General features: G+C 71.9%; 20 protein-coding genes and 1 pseudogene. 7 read left to right on the top strand and 14 right to left on the bottom strand.

The window, feature by feature from the left end:
- Positions 1-96: 96 nt before the first annotated feature.
- From B4915_RS05500 to B4915_RS05490, 3 genes are all read right to left on the bottom strand, one after another.
- Positions 97-1,041: a homocysteine S-methyltransferase family protein gene (locus B4915_RS05500; protein ID WP_105804848.1), complete on the bottom strand. Its 945-nt coding sequence runs from the start codon at positions 1,039-1,041 to the stop codon at positions 97-99.
- Positions 1,038-1,877, bottom strand: a complete 840-nt coding sequence (locus tag B4915_RS05495) for a phosphotransferase (protein WP_105804847.1) — start codon at positions 1,875-1,877, stop codon at positions 1,038-1,040. Before B4915_RS05495 ends, B4915_RS05500 begins: the two co-directional genes overlap by 4 nt.
- A gap of 64 nt (positions 1,878-1,941) precedes the next feature.
- Positions 1,942-2,589 (bottom strand): GTP pyrophosphokinase, encoded by a 648-nt coding sequence (locus tag B4915_RS05490; RefSeq protein WP_105804919.1) that lies wholly within the window; start codon positions 2,587-2,589, stop codon positions 1,942-1,944.
- Positions 2,590-2,981: 392 nt separating this feature from the next.
- On the opposite strand from B4915_RS05490, the gene B4915_RS05485 reads away from it, so the two are divergent.
- The 3 genes and pseudogenes from B4915_RS05485 to B4915_RS05475 all read left to right on the top strand — a co-directional run bounded on the left by B4915_RS05485 (position 2,982) and on the right by B4915_RS05475 (position 5,461).
- Positions 2,982-3,782 carry a DUF1932 domain-containing protein gene (locus B4915_RS05485; protein WP_181158465.1) on the top strand — a complete coding sequence of 267 codons (801 nt, stop codon included), beginning with the start codon at positions 2,982-2,984 and terminating at the stop codon, positions 3,780-3,782.
- A gap of 198 nt (positions 3,783-3,980) precedes the next feature.
- Positions 3,981-4,445 (top strand): annotated as a pseudogene (locus B4915_RS05480) (DUF2243 domain-containing protein); the annotation flags it as partial.
- A 158-nt stretch (positions 4,446-4,603) separates the two neighbouring features.
- Positions 4,604-5,461, top strand: a complete 858-nt coding sequence (locus tag B4915_RS05475) for a cytochrome c oxidase assembly protein (protein WP_105804844.1) — start codon at positions 4,604-4,606, stop codon at positions 5,459-5,461.
- Positions 5,462-5,502: 41 nt separating this feature from the next.
- On the opposite strand, the gene gadC is transcribed toward B4915_RS05475, so the two are convergent.
- The 9 genes from gadC to B4915_RS05430 form a co-directional block, all read right to left on the bottom strand.
- A complete protein-coding gene (gadC, locus tag B4915_RS05470) occupies positions 5,503-7,095 on the bottom strand; it encodes a glutamate/gamma-aminobutyrate antiporter GadC (RefSeq protein WP_245907354.1) in 1,593 nt (530 codons plus the stop codon).
- A gap of 183 nt (positions 7,096-7,278) precedes the next feature.
- A complete protein-coding gene (gene gad, locus B4915_RS05465; RefSeq protein WP_105804842.1) occupies positions 7,279-8,685 on the bottom strand; it encodes a glutamate decarboxylase in 1,407 nt (468 codons plus the stop codon).
- Positions 8,686-8,912: 227 nt separating this feature from the next.
- A complete protein-coding gene (locus B4915_RS05460; protein ID WP_105804841.1) occupies positions 8,913-9,614 on the bottom strand; it encodes a substrate-binding domain-containing protein in 702 nt (233 codons plus the stop codon).
- Between the two features lie 2 nt (positions 9,615-9,616).
- Positions 9,617-10,597 carry an aldo/keto reductase gene (locus B4915_RS05455; RefSeq protein WP_105804840.1) on the bottom strand — a complete coding sequence of 327 codons (981 nt, stop codon included), beginning with the start codon at positions 10,595-10,597 and terminating at the stop codon, positions 9,617-9,619.
- Positions 10,594-11,547, bottom strand: a complete 954-nt coding sequence (locus tag B4915_RS05450; RefSeq protein WP_105804839.1) for a Gfo/Idh/MocA family oxidoreductase — start codon at positions 11,545-11,547, stop codon at positions 10,594-10,596. The genes B4915_RS05455 and B4915_RS05450 overlap by 4 nt, the downstream gene beginning before the upstream one ends.
- On the bottom strand, positions 11,544-12,926 hold the full coding sequence (locus B4915_RS05445; protein WP_105804838.1) for a protocatechuate 4,5-dioxygenase subunit alpha/beta: 1,383 nt from the start codon (positions 12,924-12,926) through the stop codon (positions 11,544-11,546). The genes B4915_RS05450 and B4915_RS05445 overlap by 4 nt, the downstream gene beginning before the upstream one ends.
- Before the next feature lie 2 nt (positions 12,927-12,928).
- Positions 12,929-13,864, bottom strand: a complete 936-nt coding sequence (locus tag B4915_RS05440; protein ID WP_105804837.1) for an amidohydrolase family protein — start codon at positions 13,862-13,864, stop codon at positions 12,929-12,931.
- Between the two features lie 2 nt (positions 13,865-13,866).
- Complete coding sequence (gene ligK, locus B4915_RS05435) at positions 13,867-14,559, bottom strand: 4-carboxy-4-hydroxy-2-oxoadipate aldolase/oxaloacetate decarboxylase (protein WP_105804836.1); 693 nt, start codon at positions 14,557-14,559, stop codon at positions 13,867-13,869.
- Between the two features lie 29 nt (positions 14,560-14,588).
- A complete protein-coding gene (locus tag B4915_RS05430) occupies positions 14,589-15,617 on the bottom strand; it encodes an amidohydrolase family protein (protein ID WP_105804835.1) in 1,029 nt (342 codons plus the stop codon).
- Positions 15,618-15,724: 107 nt separating this feature from the next.
- Between B4915_RS05430 and B4915_RS05425 the strand changes: the two genes are divergently transcribed.
- The gene (locus tag B4915_RS05425) at positions 15,725-16,615 is read left to right on the top strand and encodes a LysR family transcriptional regulator (protein ID WP_105804834.1); all 891 of its coding nucleotides are present in this window, start codon (positions 15,725-15,727) and stop codon (positions 16,613-16,615) included.
- A gap of 81 nt (positions 16,616-16,696) precedes the next feature.
- On the opposite strand, the gene B4915_RS05420 is transcribed toward B4915_RS05425, so the two are convergent.
- Both B4915_RS05420 and B4915_RS05415 read right to left on the bottom strand, forming a co-directional pair.
- Positions 16,697-17,353, bottom strand: coding sequence for a hypothetical protein (locus B4915_RS05420; RefSeq protein ID WP_105804833.1), 657 nt, complete (start codon positions 17,351-17,353; stop codon positions 16,697-16,699).
- 69 nt (positions 17,354-17,422) lie between these two features.
- Complete coding sequence (locus tag B4915_RS05415; RefSeq protein ID WP_105804832.1) at positions 17,423-17,890, bottom strand: MarR family winged helix-turn-helix transcriptional regulator; 468 nt, start codon at positions 17,888-17,890, stop codon at positions 17,423-17,425.
- Between the two features lie 92 nt (positions 17,891-17,982).
- On the opposite strand from B4915_RS05415, the gene B4915_RS05410 reads away from it, so the two are divergent.
- From B4915_RS05410 to B4915_RS05400, 3 genes are all read left to right on the top strand, one after another.
- Positions 17,983-18,909 carry an SDR family NAD(P)-dependent oxidoreductase gene (locus tag B4915_RS05410; protein WP_105804831.1) on the top strand — a complete coding sequence of 309 codons (927 nt, stop codon included), beginning with the start codon at positions 17,983-17,985 and terminating at the stop codon, positions 18,907-18,909.
- Positions 18,910-19,018: 109 nt separating this feature from the next.
- Positions 19,019-19,906: an amidohydrolase family protein gene (locus B4915_RS05405; RefSeq protein WP_105804830.1), complete on the top strand. Its 888-nt coding sequence runs from the start codon at positions 19,019-19,021 to the stop codon at positions 19,904-19,906.
- A 32-nt stretch (positions 19,907-19,938) separates the two neighbouring features.
- A partial coding sequence (locus tag B4915_RS05400) for an acyl-CoA dehydrogenase family protein (RefSeq protein WP_181158464.1) occupies positions 19,939-20,740 on the top strand: 802 nt, incomplete at its 3' end.

Genomic DNA, 20,740 nt, shown 5'->3' with positions numbered 1-20,740 from the left:
AGCCCGCCTCGCCTCGTCTCTGCCGCACGGCGGCGAGCGACGGCCGGGCGGGCCGGCGGCGAGCGATGGCCGGGCGGGCCGGCGGCGCCCGGCCGCTCAGGACGCCGCGAGCCCCGCCGCGAGCGCCGCGATGTGCGGCACATCCGTGCCGCAGCATCCGCCGAAGAGCGTCGCCCGCGGGGCGAGCTCGCGCAGCGCCAGCTCCCCCTCCGCGAACGCCTCCGGGACGTCGCCCGGGCCATCCTCCCCGTGCCGTGCCGCGTTCAGGCGGAAGCCGAGCAGCCGCGACAGCTCCCCCGCTCCGGCGCAGCGGCGCAGCGCCCCGGCCGCCTCGGCGGGGTGCGCGCAGTTGATGAGGAAGCCGAGCGCCCCGCCGTCCGTCGCCGCGTCGACCGCGGCGATCGCCTCCGCGAGCGTCGATCCGTCGGCGAGAAGGCCGCCGGCGTCCACCGTGAACGACACCGCCGCCGGCACGCCGCAGCGCTGCGCCGCGCGCACCACGCCGATGCCCTCGGCCGCGTCGAGCGTCGTCACCGAGGTCACGCGGTCGGCGCCGGCCTCGGCGAGCGCGCGGATCTGGGGTGCGTGGTAGCGCTCCGCCTCCTCGGGCGACATGCGGGCGCCCGCGGCGTAGTCGTCCTCGCGGGGCCCGACGCAGCCGTTGACGAGCCACCGTCCGCGCAGCTCGGCGGGCGCGCCGGGCTCGTCGAGGACCGCGCGCACGAGCGCCACCGCCTCCCGGTTCGCGCGGGCCAGCGCCTCGCCCTCGGCCCCGAGCTTCGCAGCCCAATCGGGGTTCGCCCGCCACGTCGGCGTGTCGAGCACCAGCGGCAGGCCCCGCTCCAGCGCCAGCTCCACGAAGGGGCGGTAGTAGGCGCGCAGCGCCTCCCGGCCCTCCGCTGAGCCGAGCAGCACGAAGGCCGCGAACTCGGGCAGCACTTGCCCGAGGCGCTCATCGAGCGCCGTCTCGATGCCGCCATCCGCGAGCACCCACCGCCGCTCCCGCTCCGCGGCGCCCGCCGCCTCCGCACCGCTCGTCATCGCGTCCCCTCTCCGTCCGGCCGCGCGCCCGCCGCGCGGCCGCTCCGTTCGTCCGCGTCCTCCGCGATCGCGGCCCGGATCTCCGCCCGCCGACCGGCGAAGCCGCGCACCCGAGCGAGATGACGATCCATGATGCCGGCCTCGCGCAGGGCGATCGTCCCCGGGTCGCCGCGCTCGATCCCGTCCCGCCAGCGCTGCGCGATGAGCTCCATGCGCGCGTCCACCGCGTCGAGCAACTCGGCCGGACCCACCCCGCCGTAGGCCGCGGCGGCGAGCGCGAGCCGGCGAGCCGCGTCTGCGGCCGGGATCGGGCGGAGCAGCGGCACCCCCGACCAGCACAGGAAGGCGAGATCGTCGAGCGGCCGACCGGGGCCGGCGCGATCCCAGTCGATCATGCCGGCGAAGCGCCCCTCCGCCACCACCCAGTTGTAGAGGCCGGGATCGTTGTGGCAGATCACCTCGCCGGGGGCGAGATCCTGCACACCCTGGCGCCACTCGCGCGGCCCGGGCCGGAACTCGCGCACCGCATCGTGAAAGCGCCGCAGCCAGGACGCCGCCGCGGCGAGCGCCGCGTCGTCCGCCTGCGTGCGCTCGGGATCGAGCGTGTCTCCCGGGAGGTAGTCGAGCACCTCGCGGCCCTCCGCGTCGAGGCCGTGCACGCGCGGCACCCCGTCGAGGCCGCGCTCGGCGAGGAAGCGCAGCAGCTCGTGCACGGCGGGCGTCCACGGCCCGGTGGGCCGGTGTACGCGCACCTCCCCTCCCGGTGACTCGACGCGCCACACCCCGCCCGAGCCCCCGGGCAGATGCTCGCCGGCAAAGCGCTCAGCAGTGTCCACCCTTCGACCCTACCCGGATCGTGCGGCGGCGGCCCGGGATCGCGGGATCGCGCGGGGTCGCGCCCTACGCCGGGTGGATCCGCTGCTCCACGGCCCGCAGCTCGAGCGGCGCGGTGTGCGGGGGCGGCTCACCGTGCAGCTGCACGTGGAGCCGCTCCATGCGGGTGTCGAGCTCGGCGGCGATGTCCGCCGCGAACTTCAGCTCGCGCGTCAGCGTGCTCGGCACCTGGCGCTCGTACTTGTAGTAGATCTTGTGCTCCAGGCTCGCCCAGAAGTCCATTGCGATCGTGCGGAACTGCACCTCCACGGGCACGTCCACGCGCCCGCTCGACAGGTACACCGGCACCGAGATGATGGTGTGCAGGCTCTTGTACCCGTTCGGCTTCGGCTTCTCGATGTAGTCCTCTACCTCGAGCACCGTGATGTCGTCCTGCTGCGTGAGCAGGTCGAACAGCAGGTACACATCGCGGATGAAGGCGCACGTCACCCGCACGCCGGCGATGTCGTGCACCTCGCGCCGGATCTCCTCGAAGTCGCTCCCGATCCCGAGCCGCTCCAGCTTGGCGACCAGGCTGTCGACGGACTTCACGCGGCTCGACACGTGCTCGATGGGGTTGTACTCGTGCATGTGGAGGTACTCCTCGCGCAGGATGGAGAGCTTCGTCTCGACCTCCTCCATCGCGAAGCGGTACTCGAGCAGGAAACGCTGCATCTGGTCTCCCAGCGAGCGCAGCGCCCGGGCCGAGATCGTGATCTCGTCCTGGACGTCGTCGCCCTCCCCGGCCCCGTCGTCTTGCGCGCCCCGCTCGCGCAGCGCGTTCCGGTCGCGCAGCGCACCCCGCTCGGCCCGCTCGCTCCGGCCGCCCGGCCCGCTCCCGCCGCTCGCGCCCGCGTCGAACGTCCCGAGTCCCCCATTGCTCATGGGCACAGCCTAACCGCGGAGGCGTCGAACCCGCTGGGACTTTCCCCCGCGCCGCGTCGCCGCCCCGGCCCCGCTCGGGCCGGGGCCTCTCCCCGAATAGAATGGCGGGCACGTGCGGCCGCGCCGTCAGGGAGGCGCGGGGGCACGACATCCCGCAGCGACCGACGAAGGAGCGCCCCAGCATGACCGTCATCACCGTGATCGGACTCGGCGAGGCGGGACGCCTCTACGGCGAGGGGCTGGCCGGCGCCGGCGCCGAGGTTCGCGGCTTCGATCCCTTCATCACGGTCGAGAGCGAGGCGATCACGCAGTACGACGCGCTCGCGGAGGCGCTCGACGGCAGTGCGGTGGCGCTGAGCCTCGTGGGCGCCCGTGCCGCGCTCACCGTCGCGGAGCAGGCGGCCGCCGCCGTGCGAGGCGCAGAATCGACCGCGGGCTCCCCGCTCGTCTTCGCCGACCTCAACACTGCCGGCCCGGAGGTGAAGCAGGCGGTCGGCACCGCCGTCCAGGCCGCCGGGCTGCTGCCCTGCGACGCCGCCGTGATGGCGCCTGTGCCGCGCGCCGCCCATCGCACCGAGCTGATCGTCAGCGGCCCGGCGTCCGGGCGCCTCGCCGAACTGCTCGGCCCCCTGGGCGCCCCCGTCGAGGCGATCGGCGGGGAGATGGGCGACGCCGCGCAGCTGAAGCTGCTGCGGAGCGTCTTCATGAAGGGGCTCGCGACGCTCATCATCGAGACGCTCACGGCGGCCGAAGCCTCGGGGCAGCGGGAGCGGCTCGCCGTGCAGATCGCCGCGGAGCTCGGCCCCGACGGCGCGGCGCTCGTGGACCGCCTCGTGACCGGCACCCACGCGCACGCGGAGCGCCGCGAGCACGAGGTCTCCGACGCGCTCGACGAGCTGCGCCGCCTCGGCACCCCGCACGACATGACCGAGGCGACCCTCGCCTGGTTCCGCCGCATCCTCGACGACCGCGCCGAGCACTGACGCCACCGGGCTCGTCCTGCCCCTGGGAAGTTCCCGCCCCGCTGCCGGCGCAGAATCTGTCCCCTTCATCCCGGTATCGCGTACCCGTGCCCTGACGCATCAGGCCCGATTCTGAGGGGCACGAGAGGTGCGTAGCCGGTCGGGTACGGGAGGGTCAAGTGCGTTGCCCGCGCGCCACCCCGCGCCCAGAATCGAGGCATGCACGCACACCGCAAGGGGCGCGCCCGGCGCAGCCCGACGACCCACCAGGATCGACGCACCGTGCTCTCGGGCTTCCTCTTCGGCTGCGGGATCGCGGCCTCCGTGATCGACCTGTTCATCTTCCACCTGGCGCTGCACTGGCATCACTTCTACGATCTGTCGACCACGAGCGTCGCGCTCGTCTCCGACGGCTTCTTCCACGCCTTCGGCTGGTTCATCACCGTGTGGGGCCTCTTCCTGCTCGCCGACGCGCGCCGGCGCGGGAGCATCTCGTGGACGCGCTGGGCCGGCGCGGTGACCGTCGGCGTCGGCTTCTTCCAGCTCTTCGACGGGATCGTCAACCACAAGCTGCTGCGGATCCACCAGATCCGCTACGAGGTGGATCTGCTGCCCTATGACACGGTGTGGATCGGCTCGGCGCTGATCCTGCTCGTGATCGGGGCGGCGATCCTCTGGCGCAGCTCCCGGCGCCGGGACGTCCGGGCGACCGCCGGGAGCGACCGCCAGCCGGGGGCCACCGAGACCACCGGGGCCGCCGAGACCACCGGGGCCGCCGAGACCACCGGGGCCGCCGAGACGCCAGGAACCACCGGGACGCCCGGGACCACCGGGAACTGAGGATGGAAGGTCACGGAGGTCACGGCGCGCACGACCACCACGGCGCGCACGGCTCCGGCGCGCTCGACTGGGCGGTCGTCGACGCCCTCGCGCTCACCGCGCTGCTCCTCGCCGCGACCGCCTACGCCGCAGCGCTGTGGGCATCCCGGCATCGCAGCCCCTGGCCGCGGCGGCGCACGGCCGCCTGGGCCGCCGGGCTGTTCTGCGCCGGGCTCGGCGTGCTCGGCCCGGTCGCAGCGGCGGCGCGTGAGAGCTTCACGGCGCACATGGCCGGTCACCTGCTGCTCGGAATGCTCGCCCCGCTGCTGCTCGTGCTGGGCTCCCCGATCGCGCTGGCGCTGCGCGCGCTGCCGCAACCACGGGCGCGCGCGCTCAGCCGGGTGCTGCGGCACCCCGTGGTGCGGTGGCTGACCCATCCCGTCGTGGCGGGCGCGCTCAACGCGGGCGGTCTCTGGCTGCTCTACGCCACGGAACTGTACGGGGCGATGCACCGGTCCGCCGCGGTCTTCGCGCTCGTGCACCTGCACCTGCTGCTCGCGGGATACCTCTTCACGGCCTCGCTGGTGGGGGTGGATCCCGATCCGCACCGCGCCTCCTTCCGCCTGCGGGCGGGCGTGCTGATCGTCTTCATCGCCGCCCACTCCATCCTCGCCAAGTGGCTCTGGGCGCATCCGCCCGCCGGCGTGGAGCCGGCGGACGGGCGCGTCGGCGCGGAGCTCATGTACTACGGCGGAGACGCCGTCGACGTCATCCTGATCGTGCTGCTCTTCGCGGGCTGGTTCCGTGCCACGCGGCCCCGCGGCGCGAACGCGGGCTCCCCGGGCCCGGACCCCATCTCCGCGGAGAAGCGCGCCGGCTGATGCCCCTGGCACCCTCCGGCGCGCCCTCCCCGCTACGTCGCCTAAGCCGCGGGCGCCCCGGGGTCGGGGGCGGCCGGCGTCGACCCCGGTGAGGGCGTCGCCGAGCGGCCGGAACCGCTGACCGGCGGCTCCTGCGGCGGGTTGACGAGCACGGTCTCGGCGGTCGCCTGCTCCTCCGGGGAGCGGCGATCCCACTGGGGCCGGCGCAGGGCGTAGAACAGCAGCGGCGGAGCTCCCAGCACGACCACCACCGCCAGCACGACGAGCGGGTACGCCCCCTCCGACAGCCCGGTGAACCCGGACGGGCGCACGAAGGCGAGCACGAACGCCACCGCGCAGGCCACGAAGCCGAGCCCGGCGACGAAGGCCATCGCGGGCGTGCGGTATGTGCGCACCACCTTCGGCTGGGTCTTGCGCAGCCGGATCGCCGCCGCGAACATCATCATGTACATGATGAGGTAGAGCGCCGCAGCCATGTCGACGAGCGCGATGAAGGCGGTGTTGCCGTTCGGCAGCAGCACGAACAGCAGCGCCAGCAGGGTCACGATCACGCCCTGCACCGCCAGGATCCCGACCTGCACGCCCGCCTTGTTGCGGCGCTGCAGCACCGGCGGCAGCAGCCCGGTGCGTGCGGCGGCGAGGAGGCCGCGCGAGGGGCCGGCGATCCACGTCACCACCGAGGCGAAGGCGCCGAGGGCGATGAGCAGCGAGATCACCGGGGTGCCCCACCCCACGCCCCAGTGCTCGAAGAACTCCTGGAACGCGAGGTTGATCCCGGTCGTGAGCCCCAGCTTGTCCTTCGGCACCGCGACGGCGATGGCGAGCGTCGGCAGGATGAAGACCGCGAGGATCAGCACGGTCGCCATCACGATGGAGCGCGGGAATCCCCGCCCCGGGTTCTTCAGATCGTTCGCGTGCACGGCGTTCACCTCCATGCCCGCGTAGGCGAGCACATTCGACACGATCAGCACGATCGAGGCGATGCCCGTCCACGGCGGGATCACGGCGGAGGCTTCGAGCGGCGTCTCCGAGCGCTCGCCGGTGCCGAGCCAGATCGCGCCCAGCACGATGAGCAGCGCCGCCGGCAGGAGCGTGCCGAAGATGCCGCTCCACGAGCCGACCTTCGCGAACAGGTTGCCTCCGGCGAGCGTGATGAGCGTCGATCCCCAGTACAGGACGAGGATCACGACCGCCGTGTAGACGCCGTTCTGCGCGAGCCCCTGATCGCCGATCACGAACGACAGGCTGGCCGCGATGAAGGCGATCTGCGTGGGATACCAGACGACGTTCTGGATCCACTGCAGCCAGATCGCCACGAAACCGGCTCGCGCGCCGAAGGCCTCCCGCACCCAGGTGAAGATGCCGCCCTTCCACCCGGTCGCCAGCTCGGCGGCCACGAGCGCGGTCGGGATCAGGAAGAGGATCGCCGGCACGATGAAGAGCGTCACCGCCCCGAGGCCGTAGAGCGCCATCGCGGGCAGCGAGCGCAGCGAGGCGACGACGACGACCGTGAGCATCGCCAGCTGCGCGACCGACATGGCGACCCTGGCACTGGCGGCCGGCGCCCCGATGGCCGGGCCGGTGTGCTCGGGTGGATTGCGGTTCCCGGGATCCCCGTAGGGATGCGGTGCCACGTGCTCGGGCGACGGCGCGTGCGTGCCGTCTGCTCGGAGGAATCTTCTCGTTCCGCCGCCGTTCCGCGTTCCGCCGGCGTCTCCCCTGCGACCGGTCCCCCCGGTGCGCGGCGCCGGGGCCCCTTCCGACGGTGTGCCTTGCATTGCCATTGTCCCGCCCCCCTGCGTGTTGTTGGTCCGTGCTCAGTGGTGGAAGCCGCTGCCGCGCTTCGGCATCGGCATGGGCCCCGACAGCGAGTCGAGGTAGTCGACCTCCTCGGCGAGATCCGCGAGGAACGCCGAGGCCAGGTCGTGGCTGAAGCCATTGCGCACCACGATCCGCTGCACCGTGAGATCGGCGAGATCGTCCGGCATGGGGTAGGCGGGCACGAGCCAGCCCTTGGTGCGCAGCCGATCCGAGAGGTGGTAGAGGTTCCAGTTCTCGGAGTGCCCCGCGCGCAGCCGCCAGGCGAAGACCGGGATGTCGGATCCGTCGTTCCACAGCTCGAAGGCCGGCATCTTCGCGATCTCCCCGGACAGGTAGAGGGCCACGTCGCGGGAGGTGCCCTGCACCGCCTCGAAGCCGGCGCGGCCGAGCCGCAGGAAGACGTAGTACTGCAGGAGCACCTGCGCCCCCGGGCGCGAGAAGTTCAGCGCGAAGGTCGGCATATCGCCGCCGAGGTACGAGACCCGGAAGATGAGGTCCTCGGGGAGGGCGTCGAGGTCCCGCCACACGACCCAGCCGAGGCCGGGATACACGAGGCCGTACTTGTGGCCGGAGGTGTTGATGGAGGCGACCCGCTTCACCCGGAAGTCCCACTCCAGATCGGGCTGGATGAACGGCGCGATCATGGCCCCGGAGGCGCCGTCCACGTGGATCGGCACGTCGAGCCCGGTGGACTCCTGGATCCGGTCGAGGGCCTGCGCGATCTGCGCCACCGGCTCGTACATGCCGGTGTAGGTGACGCCGAGGATCGCGACGACGCCGATGGTGTTCTCGTCGACGTACGACTCGAGGTCGTGCCCGTCGAGCACCTTGTGCTCCTCGGAGATGGGCACGTACCGCGCCTCGACCTCGAAGTAGTTGCAGAACTTCTCCCAGCACACCTGCACGGCGCTCGACATCACGAGATTGGGGCGCTCCGTGGACTGCCCGGCGGCGCGGCGGCGCTGCTGCCAGCGGCGCTTCAGCGCGAGCCCGCCGAGCATGGCCGCCTCGGAGGAGCCGATGGTCGAGGTGCCGATCGTGTGCTCCGGGTCGGGCGCGTGCCAGAGGTCGGCGAGCATGGTCCAGCAGCGCGTCTCGATCGCGGCGGTCTGCGGGTACTCGTCCTTGTCGATCATGTTCTTGTCGGCGGCTTCGAGGGCGAGGCGGCCCGCGTACTCGTCCATCCAGGTACCGACGAAGGTGGCGAGGTTGAGCCGGGCGTTGCCGTCGAGCATCGCCTCATCGTGGACGATCTGGTATGCGGTCTGCTGGAGCGACTCGTCGTCGGGGAAGCGGAACTTCGGCACCGCGGTGGCCTCGCCCGGCCTGGCGAAGATCGGGTTGAGCTCGACCGTGTCCGGCTCGCTTGCGTGACGTTGTGCGCGGCGCGTATTCGTGACCATGGTGCCCTCCGTTGCGGCGATTCCGAGAAATTAAGAACTAATTCTGAATATACGTCCGCTCCGCGCTTCTGTCGAGAGGTGCCGCGGCCCAGCGAGGGGCTCTTGACCGGTGCGAGGAAACGAGCTACCGTGCGCGCCCGCTGTGGCGCGCGCGGTCCTGTCAGCGGCAGCCCGCCCGGGAAGGGGCCGGCGGCGAGTGGCAGCCGCGGGCCGAAGGTGCGGGCGGCTCAGGAGCCCGCTGGGCCGAAGGAGCGGGCGGCGATGAGGGGGGCCGCGCGGTCCGATGCGAAGAAGCGCAGGACCTCGGCAGCGGCCTCGGGATCCTCGGCCGTCTCCGCCACGGCGCCCGAGAAGACCGTGTCGATGGCGCAGTCCTGCGGCAGCACGCCGAGAATGCGCACCCCGGGCTGGCCGACCAGCTCGCTCAGCTGCTGGAAGCCGAGATCCACCTCCCCCTCCGCGAGGGAGCGGGCCACCGGGATCCCCGGACGCGCCTGCACCAGGCGCTCGCCCAGCTCCGCGGCGAGGCCCCAGCGCTCGATCATCTCGACGAGCGCGACCCCGCTCGGCCCGGTCGAATAGCCGATGCGGTCCGCACCGCGCAGCGCCTCGCGCAGCGCCGCCGCATCGGCGAAGGCCACCGAGCCAGCCTCGTACACCGCCGGGGCGTCGTCGCGCGAGGGCACCGCGACCGCCGTCTGCGATCGCATGAGCGGCGTCACCGCGCCCACGTGCGCTCCGGCGCGCAGCTTCTCCAGTGCGCCGCGCGCCAGGAACACCAGATCGAATGCCTCGCCATCCGCGACCCGGCGCGCGGCGTCCACGCCGCCCACCGACTCGATGCCGAGCCGGGGCAGGCCGGCGGCCTCAGCCGCCTCCGCCAGATCCGCGAGCACCTGGCGGGTCGCCATCGACGAGATCGCGCGCACGCCTACACCTCCCCCGCCGCGGCGAAGGACTCCGCGTCGACCTCCGCCTCGGAGGCCGGGTTGTAGCGCGGGCCCGAGACGGTGGCCGTGTCGATCAGCTCCCCGGCCCGCGCCAGCAGCGCCGGGTCGATCAGCAGATCGGCGGCCGCGCGATTCTCGCGGAAGTGCGCGAGCGAGGTGGTGCCGGGGATCGCCACCACGTGCTCGCCGCGCGAGAGCACCCAGGCGAGCGCCAGCTGCCCCGGCGTGCATCCCGCCTCTGCGGCGAGCGCACGCCAGGCGGGCAGCAGCGCCGCATTCGCCGGCCAGTGCTCCGGCTGGAAGCGCGGCATCCCCCGGCGGATGTCCTTCTCCGCCAGCTCGGCCGGATCCGCGATCCCCTCGCTCAGGAAGCCGCGGGCCAGCGGCGAGAACGCCACGAGCGCCACACCGCTCTCGCGCGTCGCCTCCAGCATGCCGAGCTCGGGGTTGCGGCTCCACAGCGAGTACTCGTTCTGCACCGCGTCGATCGGGGCCACCGCCTGCGCCTCGCGCAGCCGCGCGACCGACACCTCGGAAAGCCCGATCGCGCCGATCTTGCCCGCCCGCTGCGCCTCGGCGAGCGCGCCGACGCTCTCGCCGATGGGCACCCGCTTGTCCCAGCGGTGCAGATAGTACAGGTCGATGTGCTCGACCCCGAGACGCTGCAGCGAGGCGTCCAGCTGCGCGCGCAGCGTCTCGGGCCGGCCGTCGATCGTCTTCACCCCGTCGACCATCGCCATGCCGCACTTGCTCGCCAGCACCACCTCGTCGCGGCGGCCCGCGATCGCCCGGCCCACCAGCTCCTCGTTGCGGCCGCCGCCGTAGAGGGTGGCGGTGTCGAGCATCCCGGCGCCCTCGTCGAGCGCCGCGCGCAGCATCGCCAGGCCGTCCTCCTCCGAGGGCGGCACGCCGTAGGCGTGGCTCAGCGACATGCAGCCGAGGCCGATGCGGGGCAGGATCACGCCAGCTGCTCCTCGAGCTCTCCGAGCACGCGGTAGCAGTCGAACACGCGGCGCACCGAGGTCAGCGGCTCGCGGCCCTCGCGGATCGCGGCGACGAACTCGCGATCCTGCAGCTCGATGCCGTTCATGCTCACCGCGACCTGCGACACGTCGATCTCATCGCCTCGGCCCGTCACCAGATCGTCGTAGTTGGCGATGTAGGTCTCCGAGTCGCCGATGTAGCGGAAGAAGGTGCCGAAGGGACCGTTGTTGTTGAACGACAACGACAGCGTGCAGATCGCGCCCGTCTCGCTCTTCAGCTGGATGGACATGTCCATCGCGATCCCCAGCTCCGGATGGATCGGCCCCTGGATGGCGTTCGCCTGCACGATCCTGCCCGCCTGGTAGGCGAACAGGTCGACCGTGTGGGCGGCGTGATGCCACAGCAGGTGATCCGTCCACGAGCGCGGCTCGCCCTTCGCGTTCGTGTTCGTGCGGCGGAAGAAGTATGTCTGCACGTCCATCTGCTGCACCGCGAACTCGCCCGCCTGGATCCGGTTGTGGACGAACTGGTGCGAGGGGTTGAAGCGGCGCGTGTGGCCCACCATCGACACGAGGCTCGACGCCTCGGCGGCCGCGAGCGTCTCCTGGGCCTCGGCGAGCGAGTCGGCGAGCGGGATCTCCACCTGCACGTGCTTGCCCGCGGCGAGAGCGGCCCGGGTCTGGGCCGCGTGCTGCTGCGTGGGTGTCGCGAGGATGACCGCATCGACGTCGTCGCGCCGCAGCACCTCCTCGAAGCCGACGACCGCGTTGGGCACGCCGTACTTCTCGGCGACCGCCTGCGTCGGCTCGGGCCGGGTGCCGGCCACCACCGTCACCTCGGCGTCGGGGATGTTGGCGAGACCGTCCAGGTGCTTCATGCCGAAGGCGCCTGCGGCTCCGACGACGGCGATGCGGGTCTTGTCACTCAAACGGGGACCTCCTCAAGGGGCTGGGCTGCGGTTTCGGTGTCTGCGGGGCGCTCGGCCGCCGCGGCCTTCGCGAGGTGCGGGGCGACCGGGTTCGAGATGACCAGGTGGCCGACCGCGGTGTTCGACGCGGGGACGTGGTAGAAGCGATGATCGACCGTGGGGGCCTCGCCGCCGAACTGGTCGTCCATGGCGCCGCGGGCGATCAGCCAGTCGACCAGCTCGATGCCCTCGGAACCCGCCTCGTCGACGTACTCCATGTGCGGCCACTCGGTGAGGCCCAGCGGATCGTTGATGAGGTGGTCGAGGAAGGCGTTGTCCCACTCCTGGTTGATGAGGCCGGCCCGCGGACCCTGCAGCTGGTGGCTCATGCCGCCGGTGCCCCAGATCTGCACGTTCAGCTCCGGGCCGTCCCACTTGTCGAGGGCGCGGCGCAGCGCCTTGCCCAGCTCGTAGCAGCGGCGCCCCGAGGGCACCGGGTACTGCACCACGTTGACGGCGAGCGGGATCACCTTGCAGGGCCACTCCTCCACGTCGCCGAAGACGAGCGAGAGCGGCACGGTGAGGCCGTGGTCCACCACCATCTCGTTCACGAGCGTCAGGTCGAAGTCGTCCTGGATGATCGACTGCGCGAGGTGCGCGGCGAACTCCGGATAGCCCTGCACATCGGGCACGGGACGGGGGCCGTAGCCCTCGTCCGCGACGGGGTACTCGATGCCGGTGCCGAGCACGAAGGTCGGGATGATCGAGGAGTCGAAGGCGGTCGCGTGGTCGTTGTAGACGAGGATCACGACGTCGGGCGTGTGCTCCTTCGCCCACTTGCGCGTCCACTCGTAGCCCGCGAACACCTTCTTCCAGTAGGGCTCCTCGGTCTTGCCGAGATCCATCGCGGCGCCGATCGCGGGCACGTGCGAGGTGAAGAGGGCCGAGGTGTAGCATGCGGGGGCGTTCTCGCGCATCACCTCGGACTTCTCGCCGGGCTTCGGCGGCACCCAGCCGTCGAGGTCCTTGGCGCGCACCCCCTCCGGGCTGCGGCCGCCGGCGATCATCATGTCGCGGTAGGCTGCCTCGGACATCCCGGTCATCGAGCCGGCCATCTGCTGGAAGCTCAGGCCGTGGGTCGCGCCGATCTTGCTGAGGAAGTAGATGTTGCCGCCCTCGGCCATCATGGCGTTGAGGTCCATGTCGAGCACCGCCTGGCGCTGCGCCGGTGTGAGCGGCCACTCGTCGAGGTATGCCTCGCGGTCGGCGAGGTAGCGCTCGCGGTTCTCGGGCTTCATGAGGGACATCGAGAATTGATTGAGGTGGTAGCCCTTCCGCGCCATCTCCGCGTCGAAGATGATCGTTCCGGGTACCTGCTTGTAGGGCTTGTCGAGTGCCATGACTATGCTCCTTCGGGCCAGTAGAGGCGTGCGGGATTGTCGACGAGCAGCTTGCGCTGCAGTTCGTCCGTCGTCGCAATCTGCGGGATGTAGTCGACCAGCAGCCCATCGTCGGGCATGTGGTCCTTGAGGTTGGGATGGGGCCAGTCGGTGCCCCACAGCACGCGGTCGGGGAACTCCTCGACCACGCGACGGGCGAACGGGACCACGTCGGTGTAGGCGTGTCGCTCGCCGTTCAGCGCGCGGGGACCCGAGACGCTCAGGCGCTCGGGGCAGGAGACCTTGGTCCAGACGTTCGGGTTCTCGCGCATGAAGCGCAGGAACAGCCCGAACTCGGGGCCGTCGGGGTCCTTCGTGACGTCCGGCCGACCCATGTGGTCGACCACCACGTCGGTGGGGATCTGCGAGAAGAAGTCGTAGAGCTCGGGCAGGTCCTCGGCCTCGAAGTAGATGACGACGTGCCAGCCGAGCGGCCGGATCTTCTCGACGATCTCCGCGAGCGAGTCCGTGGGCACCCGGTCCACGAGCCGCTTCACGAAGTTGAAGCGCACGCCGCGCACGCCCGCCTCGTGCAGCTCGGCGAGCTGCTCGGGGGTGACGTCGCGGCGCACGGTGGCGACGCCGCGGGCCCGGCCGTCGCTGCGGCGCAGCGCATCGACGAGGGCGCGGTTGTCGGCGCCGTGGCAGGTGGCCTGCACGATCACGTTGCGGTCGAAGCCGAGGTGGTCGCGCAGCGCGAAGAGCTGCTCCGCCGAGGCGTCGCACGGGGTGTACTTGCGCTCGGGCGCGTAGGGGAACTGCGCGCCGGGGCCGAAGACGTGGCAGTGCGCGTCGACGGCACCCGCGGGCAGCCGGAACGCGGGCTTCGAGGGCCCGTCGTACCAGTCCAGCCAGCCGGGGGTCTTCTCGAAGCCGCCCGAGGTGTCGCCGTGCGCCATGCTCAGTCCTCCACGTATTCGAGGCCGGCGGCGGCGAGCGGGTCGCGCATGCCGTAGATGTCGAGGCCGAGCACGCCCTCGCGGAACTGCTGGCGCTTAGCCTCCTCGTTGTCCTCGCGCTTCTGGCTGGCGTCGGCGACCGCCGCGACGTGCTCGCGCGGCACCACGACCACGCCGTCGACGTCGGCCACGACCACGTCGCCCGGGCTCACGAGCGCGTTCGCCACGACCACGGGCACGTTCACGGAGCCGAGCGTCGCCTTCACGGTGCCCTTGGCGTTGATCGCGCGGGAGAACACGGGGAAGTCCATCTCCTCGAGATCCGCGACGTCGCGGACGCCGCCGTCGATGACGAGGCCCTTGCAGCCGCGGGCGGTGAGCGAGGTGGCGAGCAGCTCGCCGAAGAAGCCGTCCTCGCTCTCGGTGGTGCAGCCGGCGACGAGCACGTCGCCCGCCTGCACCTGCTCGGCGGCGACGTGGAGCATCCAGTTGTCGCCGGGCTGCAGGAGCACGGTGATGGCGGGGCCGCACAGCTTCGCGCCGTGGTAGGCGGGGCGGATGTAGGGGCGCATGAGGCCGACGCGGCCCATCGCCTCGTGGATGGTGGCCACCCCGAACTGCGAGAGGCGGTCGACGTCCGCGGGATCCGGCCGCTCGATCCGGGTGCGGACGAGGCCGAGGTTGTTCAGGCGCATGGTGGGTTCTTTCTGCGGTCGGTTCGGGATCAGAGCCCGCGGGCGGTGAGGGCGCGGTCGAGGCGGGGGTAGACGCGGCGGGCGTTGCCCTCGAAGACCTGAGCGCGCTCGGCGTCGCTGAGGTTCGGCGTTGCGTCGACGTAGCGCTTCGTGTCGTCGAAGTAGTGGCCGGTGCGGGGGTCGACGTCGCGCACGGCGCCGATCATCTCGCTCGCGAAGAGGATGTTGTCCGTGGGCACGATCCGGGTGAGCAGGTCGATGCCCGGCTGGTGGTAGACGCAGGTGTCGAAGAAGACGTTGCCGAGCAGGTGCTCTTCGAGCTCGGGCTTGCCGAGGGCCATCGCGAGCCCGCGGAAGCGGCCCCAGTGGTAGGGCACCGCGCCGCCGCCGTGCGGGATCACGAGCTTCAGCTCGGGGAAGTCGCGGAAGAGGTCGCCCTTGAGCAGCTGCATGAAGGCGGTCGTGTCCGCATTGAGGTAGTGGTCGCCGGTGGTGTGGAAGACGGGCTTGCACGAGGTGCTGACGTGGACCATCGCCGGGATCTCGTACTCGACGAGCTTCTCGTAGACCGGGTACCAGGAGCGGTCGGTGAGGGCCGGGGCGCTCCACTTGCCGCCGGAGGGATCGGGGTTGAGGTTCACGGTGACCGCGCCGAGCTCCTCGACGGCCCGGGTGAGCTCCGCGACGGTGCTCGCGGGGTCCACGCCCGGCGACTGCGGCAGCATGGCGCCCATGAGGAAGCGGTCGGGGAACAGCTCGCTCACGCGCGCGCAGAGGTCGTTGCAGATGCGCGCCCAGGTCTCGCTGACCGCGAAGTCGCCGATGTGGTGCGCCATGAAGGAGGCGCGCGGGCTGAAGACGGTGATGTCGCTGCCGCGGTCGTTCATGAGGCGGAGCTGATTGGCCTCGATCGTCTCGCGGATCTCGTCGTCGGAGATCGAGAGCTCTGCGGGATCCGGCGCCTCGCCCTTCCCCTCGGCGAAGGCGATCTGCAGATCGCGCCAGGCGCCCAGCTGAGCGGGGGCCGTGGTGTAGTGGCCGTGGATGTCGATAATCAACGGATGTCGTCCTTGTCATTCGGCGGTTGATCTCCTCCGATGGTAGGTCGCGGGGCACATTAAGTCGAATAGATGCGGGATCGTCGGTGCATCGATACTCTCTATGCGTGGCCCTCACCGATCTCAACCAGCTGCGCACCTTCGTGGTGCTCTACGAGGCGCGCAGCGTCACCGCCGCCGCCGAGCGCCTGCACGTCACCCAGCCGACCGTCAGCTACACCCTGCGCCGCCTGCGCGAGCGCTTCGGCGACGAGCTGTTCCGCCGGGAGGGCAACGACATGGTGCCCACGGCGCGGGCGACCCGGCTGTTCGGCCCGCTGCAGGAGGCGCTCGCCCAGATCGACGCGACCGTGGAGGACTCGGAGCTGTTCGATCCCGCGAGCTTCAGCGGCGAGCTGATGCTGGGCCTCACCTCGATCGGCGAGCAGACCTTCCTGCCGCCGATCCTCGCCGCGCTGGAGCGCGAGGCCTCTCGGCCGCAGCTGCGCGTCGAGCGGCTCGACTCCGACCAGGTGGAGGAGGGGCTCGCGCGGGGCACCATCGACCTCGCGATGACCGTCTCGATGATCGGGAGCCCGCGCGTGTGGCGCTCGCACGTGCGCGCGGTCGAGTACGTCGCGCTCACCGGCGAGCGGCACCCCCTGCCGCCCACCGGGCCCGGGATGTTCGCGGGGCGGCGCTTCCTGCGGGTCTCCGCCCGCGGCGGGCACGTCTACCCGCTGCAGGCGCTGACCGAGCACGGGCTCATGCCGCAGGTCGCGCTGACGGTCGAGGAGTACGCCACCGTGCCCGCGGTGCTCGAGACGACCGACCTCGTCGTCCTGCTGCCCCGGCACGTCGCCGAGGTGTTCTGCGGCTGGTATCCGGCGCTGCGGGTGGCCGAGCTGCCGTGGCCGGCGCAGAGCACCCCGGTGTCGCTCTACACCCGCCGGGAGGGCAGCCTGACGCAGGCGCAGCGCTGGTTCCGCACCCTCGTGCTGGAGGCGACGCGGCCCTGAGCGCGGCGCGGGCTCTGCGAACTCAGCGCGCTCTGCGAACTCAGCGGGCTCTGCGAACTCAGCGGGCTCTGGGTGCAGCGCTCAGCCGCGACCCCGGTTCCAGCTCGCCTTGGCGGGGGTGAGCGGGCTGCGCACGTGGATCGACCAGGAGGAGTGCGGGTGGATGGAGAGGATGCACTTCTCGTACCAGGCGCGGGCCTCCTCGGAGAGCTTCGGCACGACGGCGTGCATGTCCACGTCGTCCTCGGGGCGGGGCCGCAGGGCCTTCCACACGAGCTGCACCTCGGGGGCGCCCGTGGGCACGCCGTCGAGGTCGAGCACGGCGCGCTCCCACGGCAGCGTGAGCCGCGGATCCCGCTTGTAGACCCAGGCGCGGGGGGCACCGTCCTCCACGTTCACGCGCAGCAGCCAGCGACCGGAGGCGGCGTCGCGCAGCAGCACCGGCTGCACCTCCTCGTCCGCGGGGGCCGCGTCGAACGGCACGGGATCCTCGTCCTCGTCCAGCTGCGCCCAGGCCTCGATTCCCGCCGGCAGCGCGTCGACGAAGGCGGGCAGATCGGCCCGCACGACGCTCACATCGGTGTTGGCCCGCTCGCGGATCGGCTCGCCGAGCCAGCGGTCGAGCGCGGCCCCTCCCGAGAGCCACCAGCGCACGGGCACGCCGGCGAGCAGTGCGGCGACCGCGGAGGCATCGATGGCCTCCCAGCCGCTCGCGGGATCCGGAACCGTCTCACTCATGCCCCTAGGCTACCCGCCCCCGCGAACCGGCCGCTCCGAGCTCCGGCATAGCCGTACACCGCACGCTGACTAGCGCTGCGGGGGGAAGGCGACGCGGGCGAGCAGGGCGGAGAAGGTGTCGCGCTCTTCGGGGCTGAGCACCGCCAGCGGCGCTTCCTCGGCCGCACGCACCCGCTCGCGGGCCTCGGCGCGGACGCGCTGCCCCTCCCCGGTGGGGGCGATCACCTTCGAGCGGCGGTCACGCTCGTCGGTGCGGCGCTCGACGAGGTCGCGGCTCTCCAGGTCGTCGATCAGCGAGACCACCTGGCTCGGATCGAGACGCAGATAGTCGGCGAGCTCGCGCTGCGTCGGATACAGGCCATCGCAGACGAGGGCGAGCACCGAATAGGAGCGGACCTTGAGCCCGAGCGGGCGCAGCGCGGCGTTGCCCGCTCCGAGCGAGAGGGCGTTGGCGCGCGCCAGCAGGAAGCTGGGGTCTTCGGTGACGGAGTTCAGCTGCCACGATGCAGCCGTGTCCTGCGCCTCGGAGTCCGTCATGCAGCCAGCGTAGCAAACGATGGGAAAGTGTATAGTTGACTTTCTCAATGAAATGGTGCTCTACTGGGGGCAGCCACCACGAAGGAGTTGCCATGTCACTTGCAGGGAAAGTCGCCATCGTCACGGGGTCGGGCCGCGGCCTGGGACTCGCCTACGCGCAGGAGCTCGCACGCCAGGGCGCGTCCGTCGTGATCAACGACGTGGACGAGGCGACCGCCGCCGAGGCCGTCGCGAGCATCACCGACGCCGGGGGCCAGGCCACCGCCGTCGTCGCCCCCGTCGGCCCGAGCGAGACCGCCAAGCAGCTCGTCGACGCCGCCTTCGACGCCTACGGCCGCCTCGACATCCTCGTCACCAACGCCGGCGTGCTGCGCGACACCGTGCTCTGGAAGATGAGCGACGACGACTTCGACACCGTCATCAACGTGCACCTGCGCGGCACCTTCACCTGCGTGCGCGAGGCCGCGATCCGCATGCGCGAGCAGGGCGAGGGCGGCCGCATCATCTGCATCGGCTCCCCCACCGGCCAGCGCGGCAACTTCGGCCAGACCAACTACGCCGCCGCCAAGGCCGGCATCGTCGGCATGGTCCGCACCTGGGCCCTCGAACTCAAGAAGGCCGGCATCACCGCCAACGCCGTGATCCCCGTCGCCGCCACCGCCATGACCGCGACCGTGCCCTACTTCCACGCCGCCGTCGAGGCCGACGCGAAGGGCGAGCCCATGCCCGAGTTCTTCCGCTCGGGGCTCGGCTTCGGCACCGCGGCCGACGTGGCGCCGCTCATCGCCTACCTCGCCTCCGAGGAGGCCGCGGGCATCAGCGGCCAGGCCATCGGCGTCGGCGGGGACCGCCTCCAGCTGTGGTCGCACCCGGAGCCCGTCGAGAGCCTCTTCCACGAGGGCGGCTGGGACGCCGAGGCGCTGATCGCGGAGGCCGGCCCCGTGATCGCCGCCAATCTGCAGTCGGTGGGTGAGAAGTCCCCGCCGCTCCCCGAGGAGCTGCAGCCGCCCCAGGCCTGATCCGCCCCCGCCCCCGGGGACCCCGAATCGCGGCATGTCGGAGGTCCCCGGTACCGTACCCAGCGAGCCGCCGCACCGCAGCGGCGACGCCCCCCGGAAGGACGCAGCAATGACCCGCTACGAACCGGCGATCGACCTCGATCGCATCACGGCGATCGACTTCCACGTGCACGTCGAGATGGACGCGCACGGCCACAACTCGCTGCCGGACGACCTCGCAGCCGCAGCGGCCGCCTACTTCAAGAACGGCGGCCTGCAGCCCGAGCTCGACGCGATCGCCGCCTACTACCGCGAGCGCGACATGGCCGCGGTGGTCTTCACCGTCGACGCGAGCACGCAGCTCCAGCACACTCCCGTGTCGAGCGCCGACATCGCCCAGGGCGCCGCCCGCAACAACGACGTGCTGATCCCCTTCGCCTCCGTCGACCCGCGGCAGGGCCAGCAGGCCGTCGACGCGGCCCGCCGGCTCATCGAGGAGCACGGGGTGCGCGGTTTCAAGTTCCACCCGACCGTGCAGGGCTTCGACCCGAGCGAGGAGCGCTTCTTCCCCTTGTTCGCCGCGCTCGAGGAAGCGGGGGTGATCGCGCTCTTCCACACGGGGCAGACCGGGATCGGCGCAGGCATGAAGGGCGGCCGCGGGCTGCGCCTGGCGCTGTCGAACCCGATGCTGCTCGACGAGGTGGCCGCCGAGTTCGGCGATCTGCAGATCGTGATGGCCCACCCCTCGGTGCCGTGGCAGGACGAGGCGCTCTCCGTCGCCACGCACAAGCACAACACCTGGATCGACCTCTCGGGATGGAGCCCGAAGTACTTCCCCGAGGCCCTGGTGCGCGCGGCCGGCAGCTACCTGAAGGATCGCGTGCTCTTCGGCAGCGACTACCCCATGATCAGCCCCGACCGCTGGCTCGATGACGTGAGTCGCACGAGCCTCAAGCCGGAGGCCCTGCCCGGCATCCTGAAGGGCAACGCGATCCGCCTGCTCGGCCTCGGCCGCTGACCCCGAGCCGAGCCGAACACCGGAGGAACACCGTGAGCGCTCCCCAGAAGCCGCCCCGCGAGCCCGAGTTCGCGCCCGACGCCGTCTTCGGCATCGACCCCTTCGACTTCGCACGCACCCACCTCAGCCCCGCAGCGATCGCCGCGCTGCGGCAGCTGCAGGACGTGCTGGACCGCAGGATCCGGCCGCTCGTGGACGAGGCGTGGGAGACCGCGACGATGCCGGGTGCGGTGCTCGACGCCCTCGCCCCGCTGCGCCTCATGGAGCCCGACGGGGTCTCCTCCGCGGAAGCGGGCTCCACCATGTTCAGCGGCTTCCGCAACTTCGTGCTCGCCCGCACGGACGCCTCGGTGGTGACGCTGTACAACGCGCAGTCGGGGCTGTTCCGCTCCACGGTGCTCATGGGCGGCTCACCCGAGCAGGCGGCAGCGCTCGACCCGCGGATCCGCAGCTTCGCCTACCGCGGCGCCTTCGCCCTGACCGAGCCCGATCACGGCTCCGACATCGCCGGCGGAATGGCCACCACCGCGAGCCGCGAGGGCGAGGAGTGGGTGATCACCGGAGCCAAGCGCTGGATCGGCGGGGCGATCGGCGCCGACGTGCTCGCCGTCTTCGCCCGCGACACCTCCGACGGCGAGGTGAAGTGCTTCCTCGTGCCGCGCGAAGCGGAGGGCGTGCGCCAGGAGGTGCTGCGCGGCAAGATCGCCCTGCGCCCCATGCAGAACTCCCACATCGTGCTCGACCGCGTGCGGGTGCCGGAGTCGGCGCGACTGCAGCGCATCGAGTCGTGGCGCGACGTCTCAGCGATCATGCGGCCGCTGCGCGTCGGCGTCG

The organism is Leucobacter massiliensis (genome assembly GCF_002982315.1).
Taxonomy (GTDB): domain Bacteria; phylum Actinomycetota; class Actinomycetes; order Actinomycetales; family Microbacteriaceae; genus Leucobacter; species Leucobacter massiliensis.
The sequence above is the reverse complement of the archived record's forward strand: the minus strand, read 5'-3'. Positions and strand labels throughout refer to the sequence as shown.